The organism is Pseudomonas sp. S3E17 (genome assembly GCF_024168685.1).
Classification (GTDB): domain Bacteria; phylum Pseudomonadota; class Gammaproteobacteria; order Pseudomonadales; family Pseudomonadaceae; genus Aquipseudomonas; species Aquipseudomonas marginalis.
Genome location: NZ_JALJWE010000001.1, coordinates 114,373 through 131,342 on the forward strand (window position 1 = coordinate 114,373; position 16,970 = coordinate 131,342).

Sequence of the window (16,970 nt, forward strand, 5' to 3'; positions counted from 1 at the left end):
AATGGTCACCTCCCGGCGTGTGAAACGTGCGGCCATCCTGCTGATGGGGCTGTTGCCGTGGGCGGTGATGGCCCTGGAGGAACCGCACGATCTGAAACTTCTGGGCCACTCCACCCTTGAAAACTCTTCCCTGGTGTTGGACGAAGCCGACTGGCGCTGGTTGCGCGAGCGCCGCACACTCACGATGGGGGTGTCGGCGCCCGACTACGCGCCCTTTGACCTGAGTAACAACCAGGAGCTTGAAGGCATCACGGCCGATTTTGCGGCACTGGTTGCCCAGGCGCTGAATATCACCATCGACGTGAAGCGCTACGACACCCGCGATGAGGTGATCGACGCGCTCAAGGCGGGCGCAGTGGATTTCGTGGGGTCGGCCAACGGGTTCGAGGCGGCCGACCCGGAGTTGGTGCTGTCCCGATCCTACGCCAACGACCAACCCGCATTGGTGACGCGTGCGGGAGAAAACCAGGCGCTGAGGGCTGACCTTTCAGGCAAGCGCCTGGCGATGCTTTACCACTACATGCAGCCTGAGGCCGTCCAGGCCTTTTACCCCGATGCGCAATTGCTCCTGTTTGCCTCGACCTTCGAAGCGCTAGGTGCCGTTGCGTTCGGCCAGGCGGATGTGTACCTGGGTGACGCCATCAGCACCCGCTATCTGATCAACAAGAACTACCTTAATAATGTGCGTATGGCGGATTTTTCCGCATTGGAGGTCAACCCTTTCGGGTTCGCATTCGCCAAGGACAATACCCGCCTGTTGGGTATCATCAACACCGCGCTGGCTGCCGTTACGGCCAGTGAGCAAATGGAAATCCTGCGCCGTTGGAGTGCCGGTGGCAGCGGATTCCTGGAGGCGGAGCAACTGCGCTTGAGCGCAAGTGAACAGCGCTGGCTGGAGAAGCATCCGCGGGTGAAAGTGGCGGTGCTCGACAAGTTCGTGCCGTTGTCTTTTTTCAACGAACAAGCGCAATTCGAAGGGTTGAGCGCCGAGGTGCTGTCGCGCATCAGTTTGCGCACAGGTTTGAAGTTTGATGTGGAGCGGGGCAGTTCGCTGCCTCGGCAAATTGAACAGGCCAGTGCCGGTCGCGTGGACATGCTGGCGGTCGTCACGCCGAGTGTCGAACGGTCTGAAAAGATCCGTTTTACCCGACCTTATCTATCCAGTCCCTATGTCTTGGTGGTGCGCACCGACGACGAGCATCTGGTTACCCTGGAAGATATGACCGGTAAGCGCCTGGCGGTTCTTCGCGGCAACAGCCTGGCCGCGCAAATCAGCCGGGACTACCCAGGCATCGGGTTTGTCGAGGTGGAGAACCCCGAGCAGGCCATGGAATTGGTGGTCAACGGCAGTGTCGATGCGACTGCGGTTTCACTGATGAGCGCGCGCTACATGATCGCCCGCAATTACCGCAAACGGCTGCGCATCACCAGCACCGTAGGGAGTGAACCTGCGCGCATTACCTTTGGTGTAAACCGCAGCCAACTGGAGCTGTACTCGATCCTCGACAAGGCGTTGTTGAGCATTACGCCAGAAGAAATGGACGAGCTGACCAACCATTGGCGCAGCGAGATCATCATCGAAGACAACTACTGGACACGTCACCGCAACATCATCCTCCAGGGGTTTGGCTTGGCTGCGCTGCTGCTGCTGGTCACGCTGGGATGGGTGTTCTACCTGCGCAGCCTGATTCGCAAGCGCGCCCAGGCCGAGCGTGCGTTGAGCGACCAGATGCGGTTCATGAGTGTGTTGATCGACGGCACGCCGCACCCGATCTATGTGCGCGATCGCCTGGGCCGCCTGATGGCCTGCAATAACGCCTACCTGGATGTGTTCGGCTTCAAGTTGGAAGACGTCATCGGTAAGACCGTGGTGGAAACCGACACGGGTAACGCGCCCCAGGCCCAGTCGTTCCATGCCGATTATTTGCGTTTGATGGAGTTGGGCGAGCCGCAGGTTCATGACCGTGTGCTCAAGGTGCCCGGCGGCCAGGTGTTGACCATCTACCAATGGATGCTCCCGTACCGTGACAGCAATGGCAGCGTCGTGGGCATGATCGCCGGCTGGGTGGATGTCAGCGAGCGCCAGCGCTTGCTGGGGCAGTTGCAGGTGGCCAAGGAGGAGGCCGACACTGCAAACCGTGCCAAGACCACTTTCCTGGCGACCATGAGCCATGAGATTCGCACGCCCATGAATGCGGTGATCGGCATGATCGAACTGGCCCTGAAGAACGCCGAGCAGGGCGTGGCTGACCGCGATGCGTTGGAGGTTGCGTCGGTGGCGTCCCGGAGCATGCTGGAGTTGATCGGCGATATTCTCGACATTGCGCGAATCGAATCCGGCCACCTGTCCCTGAGCCTGGAGCCGGCCAATCTGTACGAACTGCTGGCCTCAGTGGCGCGGGTGTTCGAGGGGCTGGCGCGGGACAAGGGCCTGGTGCTGCAGGTGGAGCTCGACCCGTTGATCGACCGGCCGGTGCTGGTTGACCCGCTGCGCTTCAAGCAGGTGGTGTCCAATGTGTTGGGTAACGCGATCAAGTTCACCGCCTCGGGCCAGGTGCGCCTGGGCGCCCAGGGTGCACCGGTGTTGGCCGACGACCAGTTGCACCTGCGGTTGTGGGTGGAGGACACGGGTATTGGCATCAGTGCCGAAGATCAGCAGCGTTTGTTCAACCCCTTTATCCAGGGCAGCAACAACGAACAGCCGGCGCGAAGCGGATCGGGCCTGGGGTTGGTGATCAGTCGTAACCTGTGCGAGATGATGGGCGGTCAATTGCACTTGAGCAGTGTGCTGGGCAAGGGCACGCGGGTGGATGTGACATTGACGCTGGCGCTGACAACGGCGGCGCCGGTCAGTGTCCCGGTCCCGCACATTCCGCCAGCGCGCGGGTTGAATATCCTGGTGGTGGATGACTACCCGGCCAACCGCTTGTTGCTGGCGCGACAGCTGATTTTCCTGGGGCATCGCATCACCTTGGCCGAGGACGGCGCCCAAGGATTGTCACTGTGGCAGGCCGGGCATTTTGACGGCGTGATCACCGATTGCAATATGCCCTTCAAGGACGGTTATGCGTTGGCGCGTGATATTCGCGCACAGGAACGCCAGCGTGGGCTGGCGCCGTGCCTGATCCTCGGGTTCACCGCTAATGCCTTGTCGCAGGAAGCCGAACGCTGCCGGCAAGCAGGCATGGACGGTTGCCTGTTCAAGCCGACCGGGCTTGAGGACTTGCGCCTGGCCCTGGCATCACGGACCGCTGGCGCGCTAACGGATGAAGTGGAAGTGGCGTTTGATTTAAGTTCACTGATCATGCTGACGCAGGGTGATAAGGATGCTCTCAACGAGCTGCTGATGCCGTTGCTCAAGAGCCTCGAGGAAGACCGTGCGCTGTTGCCGTCCCTGAAATCGCCGGCTGATTTCGCCAAGCTCCATGACTTGGCTCACCGCGTTAAAGGGGGCGCGCGCATGGTCAAGGCTCAGGTGTTGATCACGTGCTGCGAGACATTGGAAAGCGTGTGTGAGCGGCATGACAGCGATGCATCGGACGCTGCGGTAGAGGCGGTAGCTTCGGCCATCGAACAGTTGCATCACAGCCTGGGCCGGTATGGCAATCAGGCTTGACTGCGGGAGCTGGCCATTCGGTTGATTTGGGAGAACTCCTACGCGAAGGGGGAACATGCCTGATTTTGTCTTCGGTATATGTCTGGAAAATGGGTCTCGCTCACTGACGAGCGCTGCCTGCCCAGGGGTTTGCCATGCCGAACAAAGCACTGACCATCCTGATTGCCGATGAACAGCACCTGCAACGGTTGTACATCGAAAAAATGCTCAATCAGTTGGGGTACCACCGGATCGTGCCGGTACAAACCTTCGAGGAAGTCCAGATACTCACGGCTATCCCGGCCGAACCTTTCGACGTGCTGATCATCAATGCGGGGCTGACGGCCCAGGCCTGTGGGCCCCAGCCCCAGGTGCGCCATGTATTGGTCTACGATCACCTGGATGTGGGCGCGCATCCCGGTGTAACGCCGGCGGTGCTAGTGCGGCTGCCCGGTGTGCCGGACAACGTCAATCTCGAACACTTCATGGACATCATCGACCCACCCGAGGCCACTGCCGGCCTGCGGGTGTTGCCATGGCTGCGCGAGTTATCCCGCACACCGGTGGCGGGGGTTTAGTCCCACTTCGGCGCGATGCCCTTGGGGCTGGTCAAGCGCTGGCCCCGTTCCAGCCCGGCAATGTGCGCCATGTCAGCAGCGCTCAAGGTCAGTTGCAGGGCCTTGAGGTTGCTTTGCAGGTTGGCACGCTTGGTTGAGGACGGGATGACCGCATAGCCCAATTGCATGGCCCAGGCCAAGGTCACTTGCGCCGGGGTGGCCTGATGGCGCTCGGCGATCTGCTGGATCACCGGATCCTCGAGTACTTCACCGTAGGCCAGGGTCATGTATGAGGTGATCTGGATACCGTTGGCGGTGGCGAAATCCACAACCTGCCGGTTTTGCAGATAAGGGTGCAATTCGATCTGATTGGTGGCTATGTGTTCGGCACCCACGACTGCGATGGCCTGCTTCATCAGGGCGATGGTGAAGTTGGAAACACCGATCTGGCGTGTCAGGCCCAGGCGTTTGGCTTCCAGCAACTGCTCCATGAATTCGGTGACGGGCACCTGGTCTTCCGGCGATGGCCAGTGGATCAGGGTCAGGTCCAGGTAATCGGTCTCGAGCTTGCGCAGGCTTTCCTTGAGGCTTGGGATCAGTTGGCCTTCAGCAAGGTTGGCAATCCAGATCTTGCTGGTGATAAACAGCTCGTCCCGCGGGATGCCGCTGGCGGCGATGGCCCGGCCAACGTCTGCTTCATTTTCGTAGATCTGCGCGGTGTCGATGACACGGTAGCCCAGTTCCAGGCCGGTGCTGACGGAATCGATCACCACCTGGCCTTGCAGACGAAAGGTGCCGAGGCCGAAGGCAGGGACTTTTGGCGTGAGGGTAGACATCGGTAACTCCAATAGGGTCGTAGGCAGTGGTGTTGAGTATCCCCTCGTCGTTGCTTCGGAAACACCGTCGACGCCGAAAAGGACTCTTGCCCGCACGTCACGAATGGCCCGTGTGCTGGGCGCTGTCATGCATGAGGCGCTGTACCTGCGGCAGCAGCGCCTCGATCGATCAGCCTTAAGCGCGCAGGCGCTCGGCAGCCGCACGCAGCAACTGCTCGGTGGCGGTCCAGCCCAGGCAGCCATCGGTCACCGACACCCCGTATTTCATCGACGGGCTCAATGGCTGGCAGCCTTCGAACAAATGGCTTTCGAGCATCATGCCGATCAGCGAGGTATCGCCCTGCAAGCGTTGCTCCAGCACATCGTTGAACACGGCCGGTTGGCGCAGCGGGTCCTTGTTGCTGTTGGCATGGCTGCAGTCGACCATGATCCGCGGGGTGACCTTGGACTTGGTCAGGTCGTGTCTTACCCGCGCCACGCTCTGCACATCGTAGTTCGGCCCGTGATGCCCGCCGCGCAGCACCAGGTGGGTGTCGGGGTTGCCCGGGGTCTGGATGATCGCCGGATGGCCTTGGCTGTCGACGCCGAAGTGGCGGTGCGGGTGGGACGCCGAGCGCATGGCGTCACAGGCAATCGCGACGCCGCCATCGGTGCCGTTCTTGAAACCCACGGGCATGCCCAGGCCGCTGGCCATCTCGCGGTGGATCTGCGACTCGGTGGTACGCGCGCCAATCGCCACCCAACTGAGCAGGTCATCGAAGTAACCGGCGGCCATGGGTTGCAGCAACTCGGTGGCGACCGGCAGGCCCAGGCGCAGCATTTCGCGCATCAGCTCGCGGGACAGGGTCAGGCCGGCGGCCATGTCATCGCTGCCATCCAGGCGAGGGTCGTAGGCCAGGCCTTTCCAGCCGATCGTCGTGCGGGGTTTTTCGACGTAGGCGCGGATCACCAGCAGCATCTGGTCGCCGACGTCGAGGGCCAGCTTCTTCAGGTTGCGGGCGTATTCCATGGCCGATTCCGGGTCATGGATCGAGCACGGACCGACAATGACCAGCAAGCGTGAATCTTCGCCATTGAGGATGGCGCGCACGGCTTGGCGGTGGGCGTGGATCTGTTCGTTGAGGAACGGGCTGAGGGGCAACTGGTGCTTGAGCTCAAGTGAGCTGGGCAGGCGCTGGGTCAGGGCTTCATTGGCACTGTTCAAGGCAGAGAGGGGCAGAGCGGCGACGGAGGAGTTCATATTCAAGGTTTCCTGGGCAAGCGGCGGGCTATTCCCGCGCGCTCGGCCTACTGGGGTGTTCGACAATTCGCCGTATCGGCGATGTGTGTTGGTTTGCCACCGATAGGTGACCGATCGGAGGCGGCAGGCTGTCCCGAGCGGAGCTGGCTAAATCGCCACGCAGTGCACAAGTCGTAGCGGTAATAGGTGGCGTAGTTCATGTCGTGATTCCCTTAAGTGTTCTTGATCAAGTTGAAAGGTTTATGGAGACCTGAAAAAACAAAACCCCCGGTCGGGGAGCCGACCGGGGGTTAGATTTCTCTGGTAGGCGACCCCTTGGTAAGTGGGCGCCGATTTCAGGTATCAGGCGCGCCAGTGGCTAAACCAATACCCAAAATAAAAGCTGACCAGTGTGCTCGAACCGTTCACACGGGTAGCCGACACCGAGCGCTGGGCGCTGGCAGCAGGGCAAACCTGAGTGTGGGTGAGTTGCAACATGGTGTGTCTCCAAATGTATGGAGGGAGCTTACTCGAGGCACGCAGGCAGATTCAATCAGTAATTTCTATTGCGGTGGGGGACTTACGACTATGGGGGGAGTGCCGATATGCTGTTTGCACTTTGATACTGATTGCTTGGACGCGACCATGACTGCCTTCACCCTTGCTGCTGCTCAATCCATTTCCATCGCGGGCGATGTCCCAGCCAATATTGAACGGCACCTCGCATTTATGCGCACGGCGGCGGAGCAAGGTGTGCAATTACTGGTGTTCCCCGAGTTGTCGTTGACGGGGTATGAGCCGTCGCTGGCCGCTGAATTGGCGATTGCGCCGGAGGACAAGGTGCTGGCGCCCCTGCGCGAGATGGCGCGTGAGCTGCGACTGACGGCGGTGGTGGGAATGCCGATCCGACTGACGCCAGAGGCGGGCGTGCTGATCGGTGCGTTGGTGCTGGGAGCGGATGGCTCCCTGGCGGTCTACACCAAGCAGCATCTGCATGCCGGCGAAGAGGCTGTGTTTGTCCCAGGGCAGGGCGGTGCGGTCCTTGAGCGAGGGAATGAGCGGATTGCGCTGGCGGTGTGCGCAGATTTTTCCCAGGCCAGCCATCCCCGTGCCGCGGCGCGAGCGGGCGCCACGGTGTATGCCGCCGGGGTGTTGATCAGTGAGGGGGGGTACGCCACGGACAGTGCGCTGCTTCAAGCCTATGCCGCTGAACATTGCCTGCTGGTATTGATGGCCAATCATGGCGGCCCGTCGGGTGGCTGGGCCTGCGCCGGTCGCAGTGCGATCTGGGCCGCCAATGGCACTTTGCTTGCTGCTGTACCTGGCGTGGGGGATGCGTTGCTGATTGCCCGTCGCGATGGCGGGGGTTGGGTCAGCCACGTGATGGCTCTCTAATGGCTTTTCACCTGCGCGCTGCAACGGACCAGGACCTGCCCTTTGCGCGGAAGTTGACCCACGAGGCCATGGCCCGCTACTACGTGCAGTACGGATTGTGGTGGTCCAACGAAGGCTTTGATACGGCCTGGGCCGGTCGGGAAAACTGGCTGATTTGCCGGGACGACAGGGTCTTGGGTTTTATCAGCCTGAGCCGCGATAGCCGGGCCCTTTATATTCGCGAGTTGCATCTGCTCGAGGCGTATCGCGGGTTGGGCGCGGGTGGCTGGGTGTTGGAACAGATGGCGCTCAAGGCGCAATCGTTGGGACTGTTGCGTTTGACCGTATTCAAGACCAACCCGGCCAGGAGGCTCTATCAGCGCATGGGGCTCAGCATCGTAGGTGAAGAAGACTGCTTCTGGCGTATGGAGCGTGTTTGTCGCTCAAGCTAAAACGTGCACCCACTCCTTATAAGCGCATACTGGCCTCAGGAGCCGATTTCCTGATCGTTGTTCAGGTCTCCCGTCTCAGCAAGGATGATCCCTTCTTTCATGCCCAAAAGGACCGCTACCTTATGGGCTTCCCCACGCCGTCCCTTTTTGCGCCCAGCGAGCACTTGATAGGTGGTTGCCGGATCTACGCCATGTTCACGGGCGAACGCTTGAACTGACTTTCCTTGATGTTCCAGCCAGGCCTTGGCTTGTGCAGCGGTACGGATTCCGGGCATAGTTCAAAACCGTTCAAGTTTGTTTAATAAGAGATGAATGTGTCACCTCTTGGGGTGTGCCAAATAGGATCATACATCCAAATGAGTGGAATCGGTTCGCGTTTACGGCAAGAAAGGGAGCGACTTGGCCTGTCGCAAAAAGTGTTTGGTGAAATCGGCGGCGTTGAAGCCAACGCACAAGGTAAATATGAAAGTGGAGGGCGTGCGCCTAAAGCGGATTACCTGTCTCGTGTCGCCCAAAGAGGCGTGGATGTACTTTACGTGTTGACCGGCGCAGCCACGCCGATTCAATTGGAAAATCTGAGCCAGATCGAAGAGAAAGTCCTCGGGGACTATCGCGCGATGCTCAAGGAAGACCAGGCTGCGATCCGTCGCCTGACCTCGACGTTGGCCGAGCACTCGATTGCGATGAATGGAAAACCCAAGCCCCAGCCCCAGGATTCCTGACCCTTCGCCCAGCAAATTGAGCCATCCGCCGCCCGGCGGATGGCTGTCGCTCAATCAATCTCTCTCTATATGACGCGTGCTATTAGGTCTGTGCCTTGGTTTTTTGCTAAGGTGTTCAGCAACCTATAAGACCATTTCGCGAGGTGTCTGCTTGATTAGGGTGCTAGTAGTCGATGACCATGATCTCGTTCGTACAGGCATTACACGAATGCTGGCTGACATCGATGGCCTGCAAGTAGTCGGTCAGGCCGAGTCAGGCGAGGAATCCCTGATCAAGGCCCGGGAGTTGAAACCCGATGTGGTGTTGATGGACGTCAAGATGCCTGGCATCGGCGGTCTTGGCGCGACGACCAAATTGCTGCGCAGCCATCCGGACATCAAGGTCGTGGTGGTGACTGTGTGCGAGGAAGACCCGTTTCCGACACGCCTGCTGCAGGCTGGCGCTGCCGGTTACCTCACCAAAGGTGCGGGCCTGGCGGAAATGGTCCAGGCCATTCGCCTGGTGTTTGCCGGCCAGCGCTATATCAGTCCGCAGATCGCCCAGCAATTGGCCATCAAGTCCTTCCAGCCCACCAGCGACTCGCCGTTTGATGCGCTGTCGGAGCGGGAAATCCAGATTGCCCTGATGATCGTCGGTTGCCAGAAGGTACAGACGATCTCCGACAAGCTGTGCCTGTCGCCCAAGACCGTCAACACCTACCGATATCGCATCTTCGAGAAGCTCGCCATCAGCAGTGATGTTGAATTGACCCTGCTCGCGGTGCGCCACGGCATGGTGGACGCCAGCGCCTGACATGACCACACCGTTTGATCCGAGTGCCTTTCTCTCAACCTGCAGTGGCCGCCCCGGCGTGTACCGCATGTTCGACAGCGAGGCACGCCTGCTTTATGTCGGCAAAGCCAAAAACCTCAAGAGCCGTCTGGCGAGCTACTTTCGCAAGACCGGTCTCGCGCCGAAAACCGCCGCCCTGGTGGCGCGTATCGCCCAGGTCGAAACCACCATCACCGCCAACGAAACCGAAGCGCTGCTGCTTGAGCAGACGCTGATCAAGGAATGGCGACCGCCCTACAACATTCTGCTGCGTGACGATAAATCCTATCCCTATGTGTTTTTATCCGACGGCAACTTCCCACGCCTGAGCATTCACCGTGGGGCAAAGAAGGCGAAGGGCAAGTACTTCGGGCCTTATCCCAGCGCCGGGGCCATTCGGGAAAGCCTGAGCCTGCTGCAAAAAACCTTTTTTGTGCGTCAGTGCGAGGACAGCTTCTATAAGAACCGCACCCGGCCCTGTCTCCAGTACCAGATCAAGCGCTGCAAGGCGCCCTGTGTGGGGTTAGTTGAGCCGGCCGAATACGCCGAGGATGTGCGCCATTCGGTGATGTTCCTTGAAGGGCGCAGCAATGCCCTCACCGATGAGCTTTCCACCGCCATGGAGCAGGCGGCCAGCACCCTGGATTTTGAGCGGGCCGCTGAGCTGCGCGACCAGATTTCGCTGCTGCGCCGTGTCCAGGATCAGCAAAGCATGGAAGGCGGTACCGGCGACGTCGACGTGATCGCGGCCTTCGTCAATCCGGGGGGGGCCTGTGTGCACCTGATCAGCGTGCGCGGTGGGCGAGTGCTGGGCAGCAAGAACTTCTTTCCGCAGACCGGTATTGACGAGGAGGTCGCCGAAGTCATGGCCGCTTTCCTGGGCCAATACTACGTGAGCAGCCCCGAGCGCGACCTGCCGTCGGAGTTGATCGTCAATGTGGTACACGAAGACTTCCCCGCGTTGATCGAAGCCATCCACGAACTGCGCGGCCGCGAGCTGGACATCAGCCACCGCGTGCGTGGCACCCGCGCACGCTGGCAGCAACTGGCGGTGACCAACGCCGAGCAAGCCCTGAGCGCCCGCCTGGCCAACCGACAGCACGTCGCCGCACGCTTTGACGCCCTGGCTGAAGTTCTTAACCTGGAGGAGCCGCCCCAGCGCCTGGAGTGCTACGACATCAGCCACTCCAGTGGCGAGGCCACGGTGGCATCCTGCGTGGTGTTCGGGCCGGAAGGGCCGATCAAGTCCGATTACCGGCGCTACAACATCGAAGGCGTCACCGCCGGCGATGACTACGCCGCCATGCACCAGGCCCTCACGCGCCGCTTCAGCAAGTTGAAGGACGGCGAGGGCAAGTTGCCAGATATCCTCCTGGTCGACGGCGGCAAGGGCCAGCTGTCCATGGCCCGCGACGTGCTCAATGAGCTGGCGGTGCCTGACCTGATCCTGTTGGGCGTGGCCAAGGGCACGACGCGCAAGGCGGGTTTCGAGACGTTGTACTTGAATGATGCCGCCCATGAGTTCACTTTGAAGGGCGACTCACCCGCGTTGCATTTGATTCAACAGATTCGCGACGAAGCCCACCGTTTCGCCATTACCGGCCACCGCGCCCGCCGTGGTAAAACCCGGCGAACCTCAACCCTGGAAGGGGTGGCAGGGGTAGGCCCGACGCGGCGTCGCGACTTGCTTAAACATTTTGGTGGCTTGCAGGAGCTGTCCCGTGCCAGCATTGACGAGATAGCCAAAGCACCCGGTATCAGTAAAAAGCTCGCTGAGCTGATTTATGCGAATCTGCATAGCGAATAGAATGCCTTTCCACCTCGTAGCCAGTTGTGCCGATGAATATCCCTAATCTGATCACCGTTCTACGCGTCCTGCTCATCCCTATTTTCATTTTGTTGTTCTATTTGCCGTACGAATGGAGTTATCTGGCTTCCAGTTCAGTGTTTGCCTTTGCCGCCGCCACCGACTGGCTCGACGGCTACCTGGCGCGCCGCCTGGAACAAAGCACGCCTTTCGGCGCGTTCCTCGACCCCGTGGCCGACAAGCTTATGGTGGCCGTCGCTTTGGTCCTGCTGGTGCAGGAACACGGCAACCTGTGGCTGACCCTGCCGGCCGCGGTCATCATCGGCCGCGAGATCGTCGTCTCGGCCCTGCGCGAATGGATGGCCGAAATCGGCGCCCGCGCCCACGTGGCCGTGTCCAATATGGGCAAATGGAAAACCGCCGCGCAAATGCTCGCGCTGGTTATCCTGCTGGCCAACCCGTCGGACTTCTCGTTCTGGGTCCTCACGGGTTATGCCTTGCTGCTGATCGCCGCGGGCCTGACCCTGTGGTCGATGCTCCAATATCTTCGCGCCGCCTGGCCGCATCTGCGCACCACCGTTGAAAAGAAATAAAACTTTTTTGAATCAAGGGGTTGACGGGTGCTGAGGATTCTATAGAATGCGCATCACCAAGCGGGAATAGCTCAGTTGGTAGAGCACGACCTTGCCAAGGTCGGGGTCGCGAGTTCGAGTCTCGTTTCCCGCTCCAAGATTCAGAAAAAGCCACTCATATGAGTGGCTTTTTTTGTGCCTGGAAAATGCCCCAGCGTTTGGATGCCTGTGCTAGATGGCCTGCAAGGCTTTTTGGTGCTCGGGCGTATCGGTAAATGCCAAGCACAAGGAGGCAATTTCAAGTGCTGGTGGAGTAAAGCCATCAATCCGAGACGATATTGGGCTACGGGATGATCAAGGCCCGCTGTACGGGGCTGGGCTATTTCTTTTGCGGCGTATGCATCGCCGCGTCAGGCTGGCGTGGTGGGTATAAGAGGGCGGGCTTTGAAGCGGCCTCTTGGCCGGCGGCGTTGTATGGACTCTTTTGGCCGATTCTGTTGAAAAAAATCGGCCATGGTTTTATCAAGGCTCGCTCCTACCTGGCACTAGGCGTGTCACTCTATCGCGCGTGATGTGCTCTGCGACGACTGCCTTAAGCTCAATGGGCTCATGTCGCTCCAGTTCTTTTCTATGTAGGCGAGGCAGTCCGTTTTGGTGCCTTGGAACTCAACGGTGCGCCACCCATTCGGGATTTCCTTGACGATTGGCCATAGGGAGTACTGTCCTTCTGCGTTGACGACTACGTGAAACTGAGTGTCTTCGTTATCCCACAACATGATATACCTTCATAATGAGCACTGTTTTATTCGCTTCTCGCGTTTGAAAACGGAGGAAAAGATCTGGAGGGCTTAATAGGCGTCAACCAATGCACTTCTGATATTTTCTACTCGGGTAGAAATAACCGACAGAAGTGTATCGCTCAGGCCATGAGTGTCCTCGCAGGCTCCTTGCAGGAAAACAGCAGGTTTGAAGTTTTCCGTCGAGCCTAGGCGGTATTGACGGTCTGCACGCAAGTCGCCCAGATAGGGCAGGAGCGGAGCGAGCAGCGTTTCGTGTTGGTTTCGCACATACCCCGTTGCCAGGATGACGGCGTCGTAGGTATGCCCTTGAGTTGAATTGCCAACCATATCGTATGTGTTGATGTGGACACCCTCGGCGTGCGCTTGGGCGCTAGTCACTGTATGGCTTTTCAGGAAGCGATGTTTGTACTGACTTTTGATTTTCTGGTTGTAGAAAATCTCAAACATCTTTTCTGCCAGTTCAACATCGGGTGCTGAGTAGTTGGTGTGCCAGAACTCTTTGATGAGTGCCTGGCTTTTATCCGGATGATGATAAACAAAGTCGACAAAGTCACTGTTGAATATTTCATTCACGAAGGGGCTGTTATCGGAGACCCTCAGCGTATGCCCGCGCATGATGATATCAATGTTGGGTGAGTCCGGGTGCTTCTGGAGGTCCATGAATATTTCGGCCGCGCTTTGTCCCGAGCCTATGATCGCAACGTTGCGGATGTTGGATCTGCACCTGATATCTTGTAGGTAAGAACTGGAGTGGAACACCCGGGCATCCGCTTTCAATGACAAAAAAGCCTCGGGGATATGTGGGGCGCCACCAATGCTGACGACGAGGTTGCGGGTCAGGCGTTCATGGGGCGTTCCGTCGCTATTGATGGATTGCACGCGAAGCGCGCTCACCTCATCTCCCGTTTTTTCAGGAGTGATGCTGACTACCTCTTCACCATAGCGGCAATGGTCTTCGAAGTGACTGGCTGCCCAGTTGAGGTAATCATTGAATTCATATCGACTTGGGTAAAAGGTCTTGAGGTTAATGAAGTCCTGAAGACGCTGTTTTTGGTGCAGATAGTTGACGAAAGTAAAATGGCTTTTCGGGTTGCGCAGTGACACCAGATCTTTCAGAAACGAGATCTGCATTCTAGTGTCTTCCAGCATCATATGTTTGTGCCAGGCGAACACTGGCTGACGCTCAAGAAAGAGGGTGTTGAGCGGACGCTCCTTCTGGGGCTTTTCATTTAGTGCAATGGCCAGCGCCAGATTTGAGGGGCCAAAACCGATGCCGATGAGATCGTGAACTTCCATGTTTTGACGTCCATTGAAATAAGAAAGTTGAATCAGTTTGCCTTTGGAATCCAAAGGCTTTCCTCAAAGAATCGCTCTCGTGATATTACACACAAGGCCGCTCGCTTGTGGGGAAAAGAGAACTCTTTAAGGAGGGCGTAGCCGCACTTGGATAAGTTGCCGATCATCTTCAGGTTGTCCACACGGGGTTCTACCACGACCCGTTCTGTACGGCAATCGTCGAGAAAAAGATAATGCGCAAGAGAAGGCAGCCACGCTGACAGATAGGCTCGGCCCCTGTATGTGGGCTCTCCCACCAAGGCGTGCCAGCCGCGGTCATGGTCGCCTGGATTGCAGAACGGGGCGATACGGTCTTCTTTGGCCCAGTACGTTTCGAAGTAGCCGAAGGGGACGTCATCGAAGCAGCCTACGACGCTTTGCTGATGTGGCATGCCTTGTAAAGTTTGGATGTAGGTTTTGTGTTGTTCTAGATCGCCTTCCTCCTGCCAGAAATGTGCAACACGCGGGTCATTCATCCATTTATGGAAGAGCGGCAGATCATCCTTAGGATCGAGTGTTCGAAAGCTCAGGGTTTTGTTCAGCCACGGCACATGGCGTTGGTACAGAACCCCGGATGTTTTGGGGCGGCGAAGGGGGTGTCGCGTGCCTTGGGCATTGACGTATCGGGTCGGATAGGGAGCGGGATTGGTGCTGTGCCAGATTCTTGGTGATTGCCAGAAGGCTTCCCGTGCAACGACCGCACCATGGTCGCCCTGGGGGACAGCAACGCCGGTATGCAGCAGATGTTCCACATGGTGTGGCGAGCCAGAAAAGTGAACGTGGCCGATGCCAGGGTTGCATGCAAACACGGCATCGATGACAGCCAGTGAATGTCGACCCTCATGTGAGGCCTCAACGTCGGTTGAGGACTCCAATTGCACCAGATGATTCTCGCCAGTCAATCGCCAATGGCTGTGCGTAGAACAGTCATGACTGTTCACTGTAAATGCCCTGCCGTTTTGCGAAATCTCCAGCAATTGCGCGTCGATGAAGGAGCGGAAGTGTTGGACATTATTCTCGATTTCGGAAGCACATCCTATTGCTTGCATGTTGTAATCTTCTGTAATGTAATATTAGCGAAACACGGTTCGAGCTATGGTAGCAGCAGTTCTTCCCGCAACGCACGCGAGTGACTGTCAAGATCATGAAGCATCAATGCTCGCTCTGGCTCACGTAGTAGCCGATTTTGGGCAGTAAGATCCATTCAAAAAAGGCGGCGAGCAGTTTCTTTCTAACTAATTTTTCCTCAAGCCTCCGTGTGTGTCAGCTGAAATGACTGGCCGCGCCAGTGCCGTGACAACGGCTCTGGCGTTCGAGCGGGTGCGCAGAATACCTACCGTTTGCAATAAGGATGTTGTGATGATCTGCGGCGATTACATCGAAATCACCCACAAGTTTTATTCCATTGAAGATATCAGCAAGGCAGCTGCGAGTGGGCTGCCTATTCGCCTATCGCCCGAGGTCGCTCGCAAGATTGATGAGGGCCGCGACTACGTGTTGAAAATCGCTTCGTCGGAAGATTTCGCCTACGGTATCAATACTGGTTTCGGTTCGTTGTGCACGACGAAAGTGGATCAGTCCGAACTGTCCGCTTTGCAGCATAATCACCTGCTTTCGCATGCCTGTGGCGTCGGGATGATCGTTCCGGAGTTGCTCAGCCGTATCGTGGTGCTGGTCAAATTGCTGACCTTCCGCAGCGGCAATAGTGGTATTGGTCGCGAAACCCTTGATCGGGTCATTGACCTCTGGAATCAAGGCGTGGTGGGTGCCATTCCTCAAAAAGGTTCTGTAGGGGCCAGTGGAGACCTGGCGCCGTTGGCGCATCTTGCACTACCCCTGATCGGCCAAGGTGAAGTCTGGATGGATGGTCATTTGATCCCGGCATCCGAGGCTTTGAATCGCTTGGGTATGGCGCCCGTCCAGCTCGGACCCAAGGAAGGGTTATGCTTGACCAACGGCGTGCAGTACATCAACGGTTACGGCGTGATGTCTTTGGTCCGGGCGCAGCGCTTGCTGAGGCTCGCAGACCTGTGTGCAGCCATGAGTATTCAGGGGTTTTGCACGGCAAACACCTTCTACGATGCGCTTATTCACCGCACGAGCCATCATCCGGAGCGCAGTGTTTGTGCTTCAAACATCACGGCACTTACCCAGGGCAGCAATCATTACGCATTGCCTCAATGTAACGCCGCCAAGGAAGATCCATACTCCTTCCGATGCGCGCCTCAAGTACATGGCGCAGTACGCCAGGTCATCGATTTCGCAACGTCGAGTATCGCCAAGGAATGCAACAGCGTCTCGGATAATCCATTAGTGTTTCCTGAGGCTGGCAAGCTTTTGACTGGCGGTAACCTGCACGGCCAGGCAACAGCGTTCGCCTTGGACTTTGCCGCGATTTCCATGTCCGAGCTGGCGAACATTTCGGAACGGCGCACTTATCAATTGCTATCGGGGCAGAACGGTCTTCCTGACTTCCTGATCAGCCGTCCTGGCGTAAACTCGGGCTTCATGGTGGTTCAGTACACTTCGGCGGCGCTGGTCAACGAGAACAAGGTGCTGTCGACTCCCGCCTCGATCGATACGATTCCGACCTGCCATCTACAGGAGGACCATGTCAGCATGGGCGGCACCTCCGCCTATAAGCTAGTCACGGTGCTTGATAACTGCGAAATCATCTTGGCTATCGAGTTTCTATGTGCCTGCCAAGCAACGCAGTTGAACGAAGGCCTGGTGCTTTCCGAGCCGGCAGAGCGTTTGCTCAACGCGTTTCGCAAGACGGTACCTTTCCTCGAGCACGATCTGTTGATGAGTGACCTTATCAATAAAACCCGTGTATTCCTGGCTTCTTCACCTGAAGTCAATGCAGTTCTCGAGACCCTAGAGTAGTCGA

General features: G+C 58.0%; 16 protein-coding genes and 1 tRNA gene. 11 read left to right on the plus strand and 6 right to left on the minus strand.

Features of this window, described 5'->3' with window-relative positions; all coding sequences use genetic code 11:
- Position 1: 1 nt before the first annotated feature.
- The gene (locus J3D60_RS00530; RefSeq protein WP_253488664.1) at positions 2-3,616 is read left to right on the plus strand and encodes a transporter substrate-binding domain-containing protein; all 3,615 of its coding nucleotides are present in this window, start codon (positions 2-4) and stop codon (positions 3,614-3,616) included.
- Between the two features lie 134 nt (positions 3,617-3,750).
- Positions 3,751-4,173, plus strand: coding sequence for a chemotaxis protein CheY (locus tag J3D60_RS00535; RefSeq protein WP_065926224.1), 423 nt, complete (start codon positions 3,751-3,753; stop codon positions 4,171-4,173).
- Here the strand turns inward: J3D60_RS00535 and dkgB are convergent.
- Together dkgB and J3D60_RS00545 are read right to left on the minus strand one after the other, a co-directional pair.
- Positions 4,170-4,988, minus strand: coding sequence for a 2,5-didehydrogluconate reductase DkgB (gene dkgB, locus J3D60_RS00540; RefSeq protein WP_253488666.1), 819 nt, complete (start codon positions 4,986-4,988; stop codon positions 4,170-4,172). The genes J3D60_RS00535 and dkgB overlap by 4 nt on opposite strands.
- 175 nt (positions 4,989-5,163) lie before the next feature.
- Positions 5,164-6,228, minus strand: coding sequence for a 3-deoxy-7-phosphoheptulonate synthase (locus J3D60_RS00545; protein ID WP_253488668.1), 1,065 nt, complete (start codon positions 6,226-6,228; stop codon positions 5,164-5,166).
- Between the two features lie 624 nt (positions 6,229-6,852).
- Here J3D60_RS00545 and J3D60_RS00550 point away from each other — a divergent pair.
- Both J3D60_RS00550 and J3D60_RS00555 read left to right on the plus strand, forming a co-directional pair.
- Positions 6,853-7,602, plus strand: coding sequence for a carbon-nitrogen hydrolase family protein (locus J3D60_RS00550; protein ID WP_253488670.1), 750 nt, complete (start codon positions 6,853-6,855; stop codon positions 7,600-7,602).
- Positions 7,602-8,033, plus strand: a complete 432-nt coding sequence (locus tag J3D60_RS00555; RefSeq protein ID WP_065942155.1) for a GNAT family N-acetyltransferase — start codon at positions 7,602-7,604, stop codon at positions 8,031-8,033. The genes J3D60_RS00550 and J3D60_RS00555 overlap by 1 nt, the downstream gene beginning before the upstream one ends.
- Positions 8,034-8,068: 35 nt before the next feature.
- Here J3D60_RS00555 and J3D60_RS00560 read toward each other — a convergent pair whose 3' ends face one another.
- Entirely contained in the window at positions 8,069-8,308 is a 240-nt protein-coding gene (locus tag J3D60_RS00560; protein WP_065942156.1) for a DNA-binding protein, read from the minus strand.
- Positions 8,309-8,389: 81 nt separating this feature from the next.
- Between J3D60_RS00560 and J3D60_RS00565 the strand changes: the two genes are divergently transcribed.
- The 6 genes from J3D60_RS00565 to J3D60_RS00590 all read left to right on the plus strand — a co-directional run bounded on the left by J3D60_RS00565 (position 8,390) and on the right by J3D60_RS00590 (position 12,517).
- Positions 8,390-8,755, plus strand: a complete 366-nt coding sequence (locus J3D60_RS00565; RefSeq protein WP_065942157.1) for a helix-turn-helix domain-containing protein — start codon at positions 8,390-8,392, stop codon at positions 8,753-8,755.
- A gap of 151 nt (positions 8,756-8,906) precedes the next feature.
- On the plus strand, positions 8,907-9,548 hold the full coding sequence (gene uvrY / locus J3D60_RS00570) for a UvrY/SirA/GacA family response regulator transcription factor (protein WP_003190387.1): 642 nt from the start codon (positions 8,907-8,909) through the stop codon (positions 9,546-9,548).
- 1 nt (position 9,549) lies between these two features.
- On the plus strand, positions 9,550-11,373 hold the full coding sequence (uvrC, locus tag J3D60_RS00575; protein ID WP_027603206.1) for an excinuclease ABC subunit UvrC: 1,824 nt from the start codon (positions 9,550-9,552) through the stop codon (positions 11,371-11,373).
- 32 nt (positions 11,374-11,405) lie between these two features.
- Positions 11,406-11,966, plus strand: coding sequence for a CDP-diacylglycerol--glycerol-3-phosphate 3-phosphatidyltransferase (pgsA, locus tag J3D60_RS00580; protein ID WP_027603207.1), 561 nt, complete (start codon positions 11,406-11,408; stop codon positions 11,964-11,966).
- Positions 11,967-12,026: 60 nt separating this feature from the next.
- Positions 12,027-12,102 (plus strand) — tRNA-Gly (locus J3D60_RS00585).
- A 193-nt stretch (positions 12,103-12,295) separates the two neighbouring features.
- Positions 12,296-12,517, plus strand: a complete 222-nt coding sequence (locus J3D60_RS00590; RefSeq protein ID WP_168166811.1) for a hypothetical protein — start codon at positions 12,296-12,298, stop codon at positions 12,515-12,517.
- Here the strand turns inward: J3D60_RS00590 and J3D60_RS00595 are convergent.
- From J3D60_RS00595 to J3D60_RS00605, 3 genes are all read right to left on the minus strand, one after another.
- Positions 12,500-12,721, minus strand: coding sequence for an MbtH family NRPS accessory protein (locus J3D60_RS00595; RefSeq protein WP_065939515.1), 222 nt, complete (start codon positions 12,719-12,721; stop codon positions 12,500-12,502). The genes J3D60_RS00590 and J3D60_RS00595 overlap by 18 nt on opposite strands.
- A gap of 72 nt (positions 12,722-12,793) precedes the next feature.
- Positions 12,794-14,041 carry a lysine N(6)-hydroxylase/L-ornithine N(5)-oxygenase family protein gene (locus J3D60_RS00600; RefSeq protein ID WP_065939516.1) on the minus strand — a complete coding sequence of 416 codons (1,248 nt, stop codon included), beginning with the start codon at positions 14,039-14,041 and terminating at the stop codon, positions 12,794-12,796.
- Positions 14,042-14,073: 32 nt separating this feature from the next.
- The gene (locus tag J3D60_RS00605) at positions 14,074-15,129 is read right to left on the minus strand and encodes a GNAT family N-acetyltransferase (RefSeq protein ID WP_253488672.1); all 1,056 of its coding nucleotides are present in this window, start codon (positions 15,127-15,129) and stop codon (positions 14,074-14,076) included.
- Positions 15,130-15,439: 310 nt separating this feature from the next.
- On the opposite strand from J3D60_RS00605, the gene hutH reads away from it, so the two are divergent.
- Entirely contained in the window at positions 15,440-16,966 is a 1,527-nt protein-coding gene (gene hutH, locus J3D60_RS00610) for a histidine ammonia-lyase (RefSeq protein WP_065939517.1), read from the plus strand.
- Positions 16,967-16,970 lie beyond the last annotated feature (4 nt).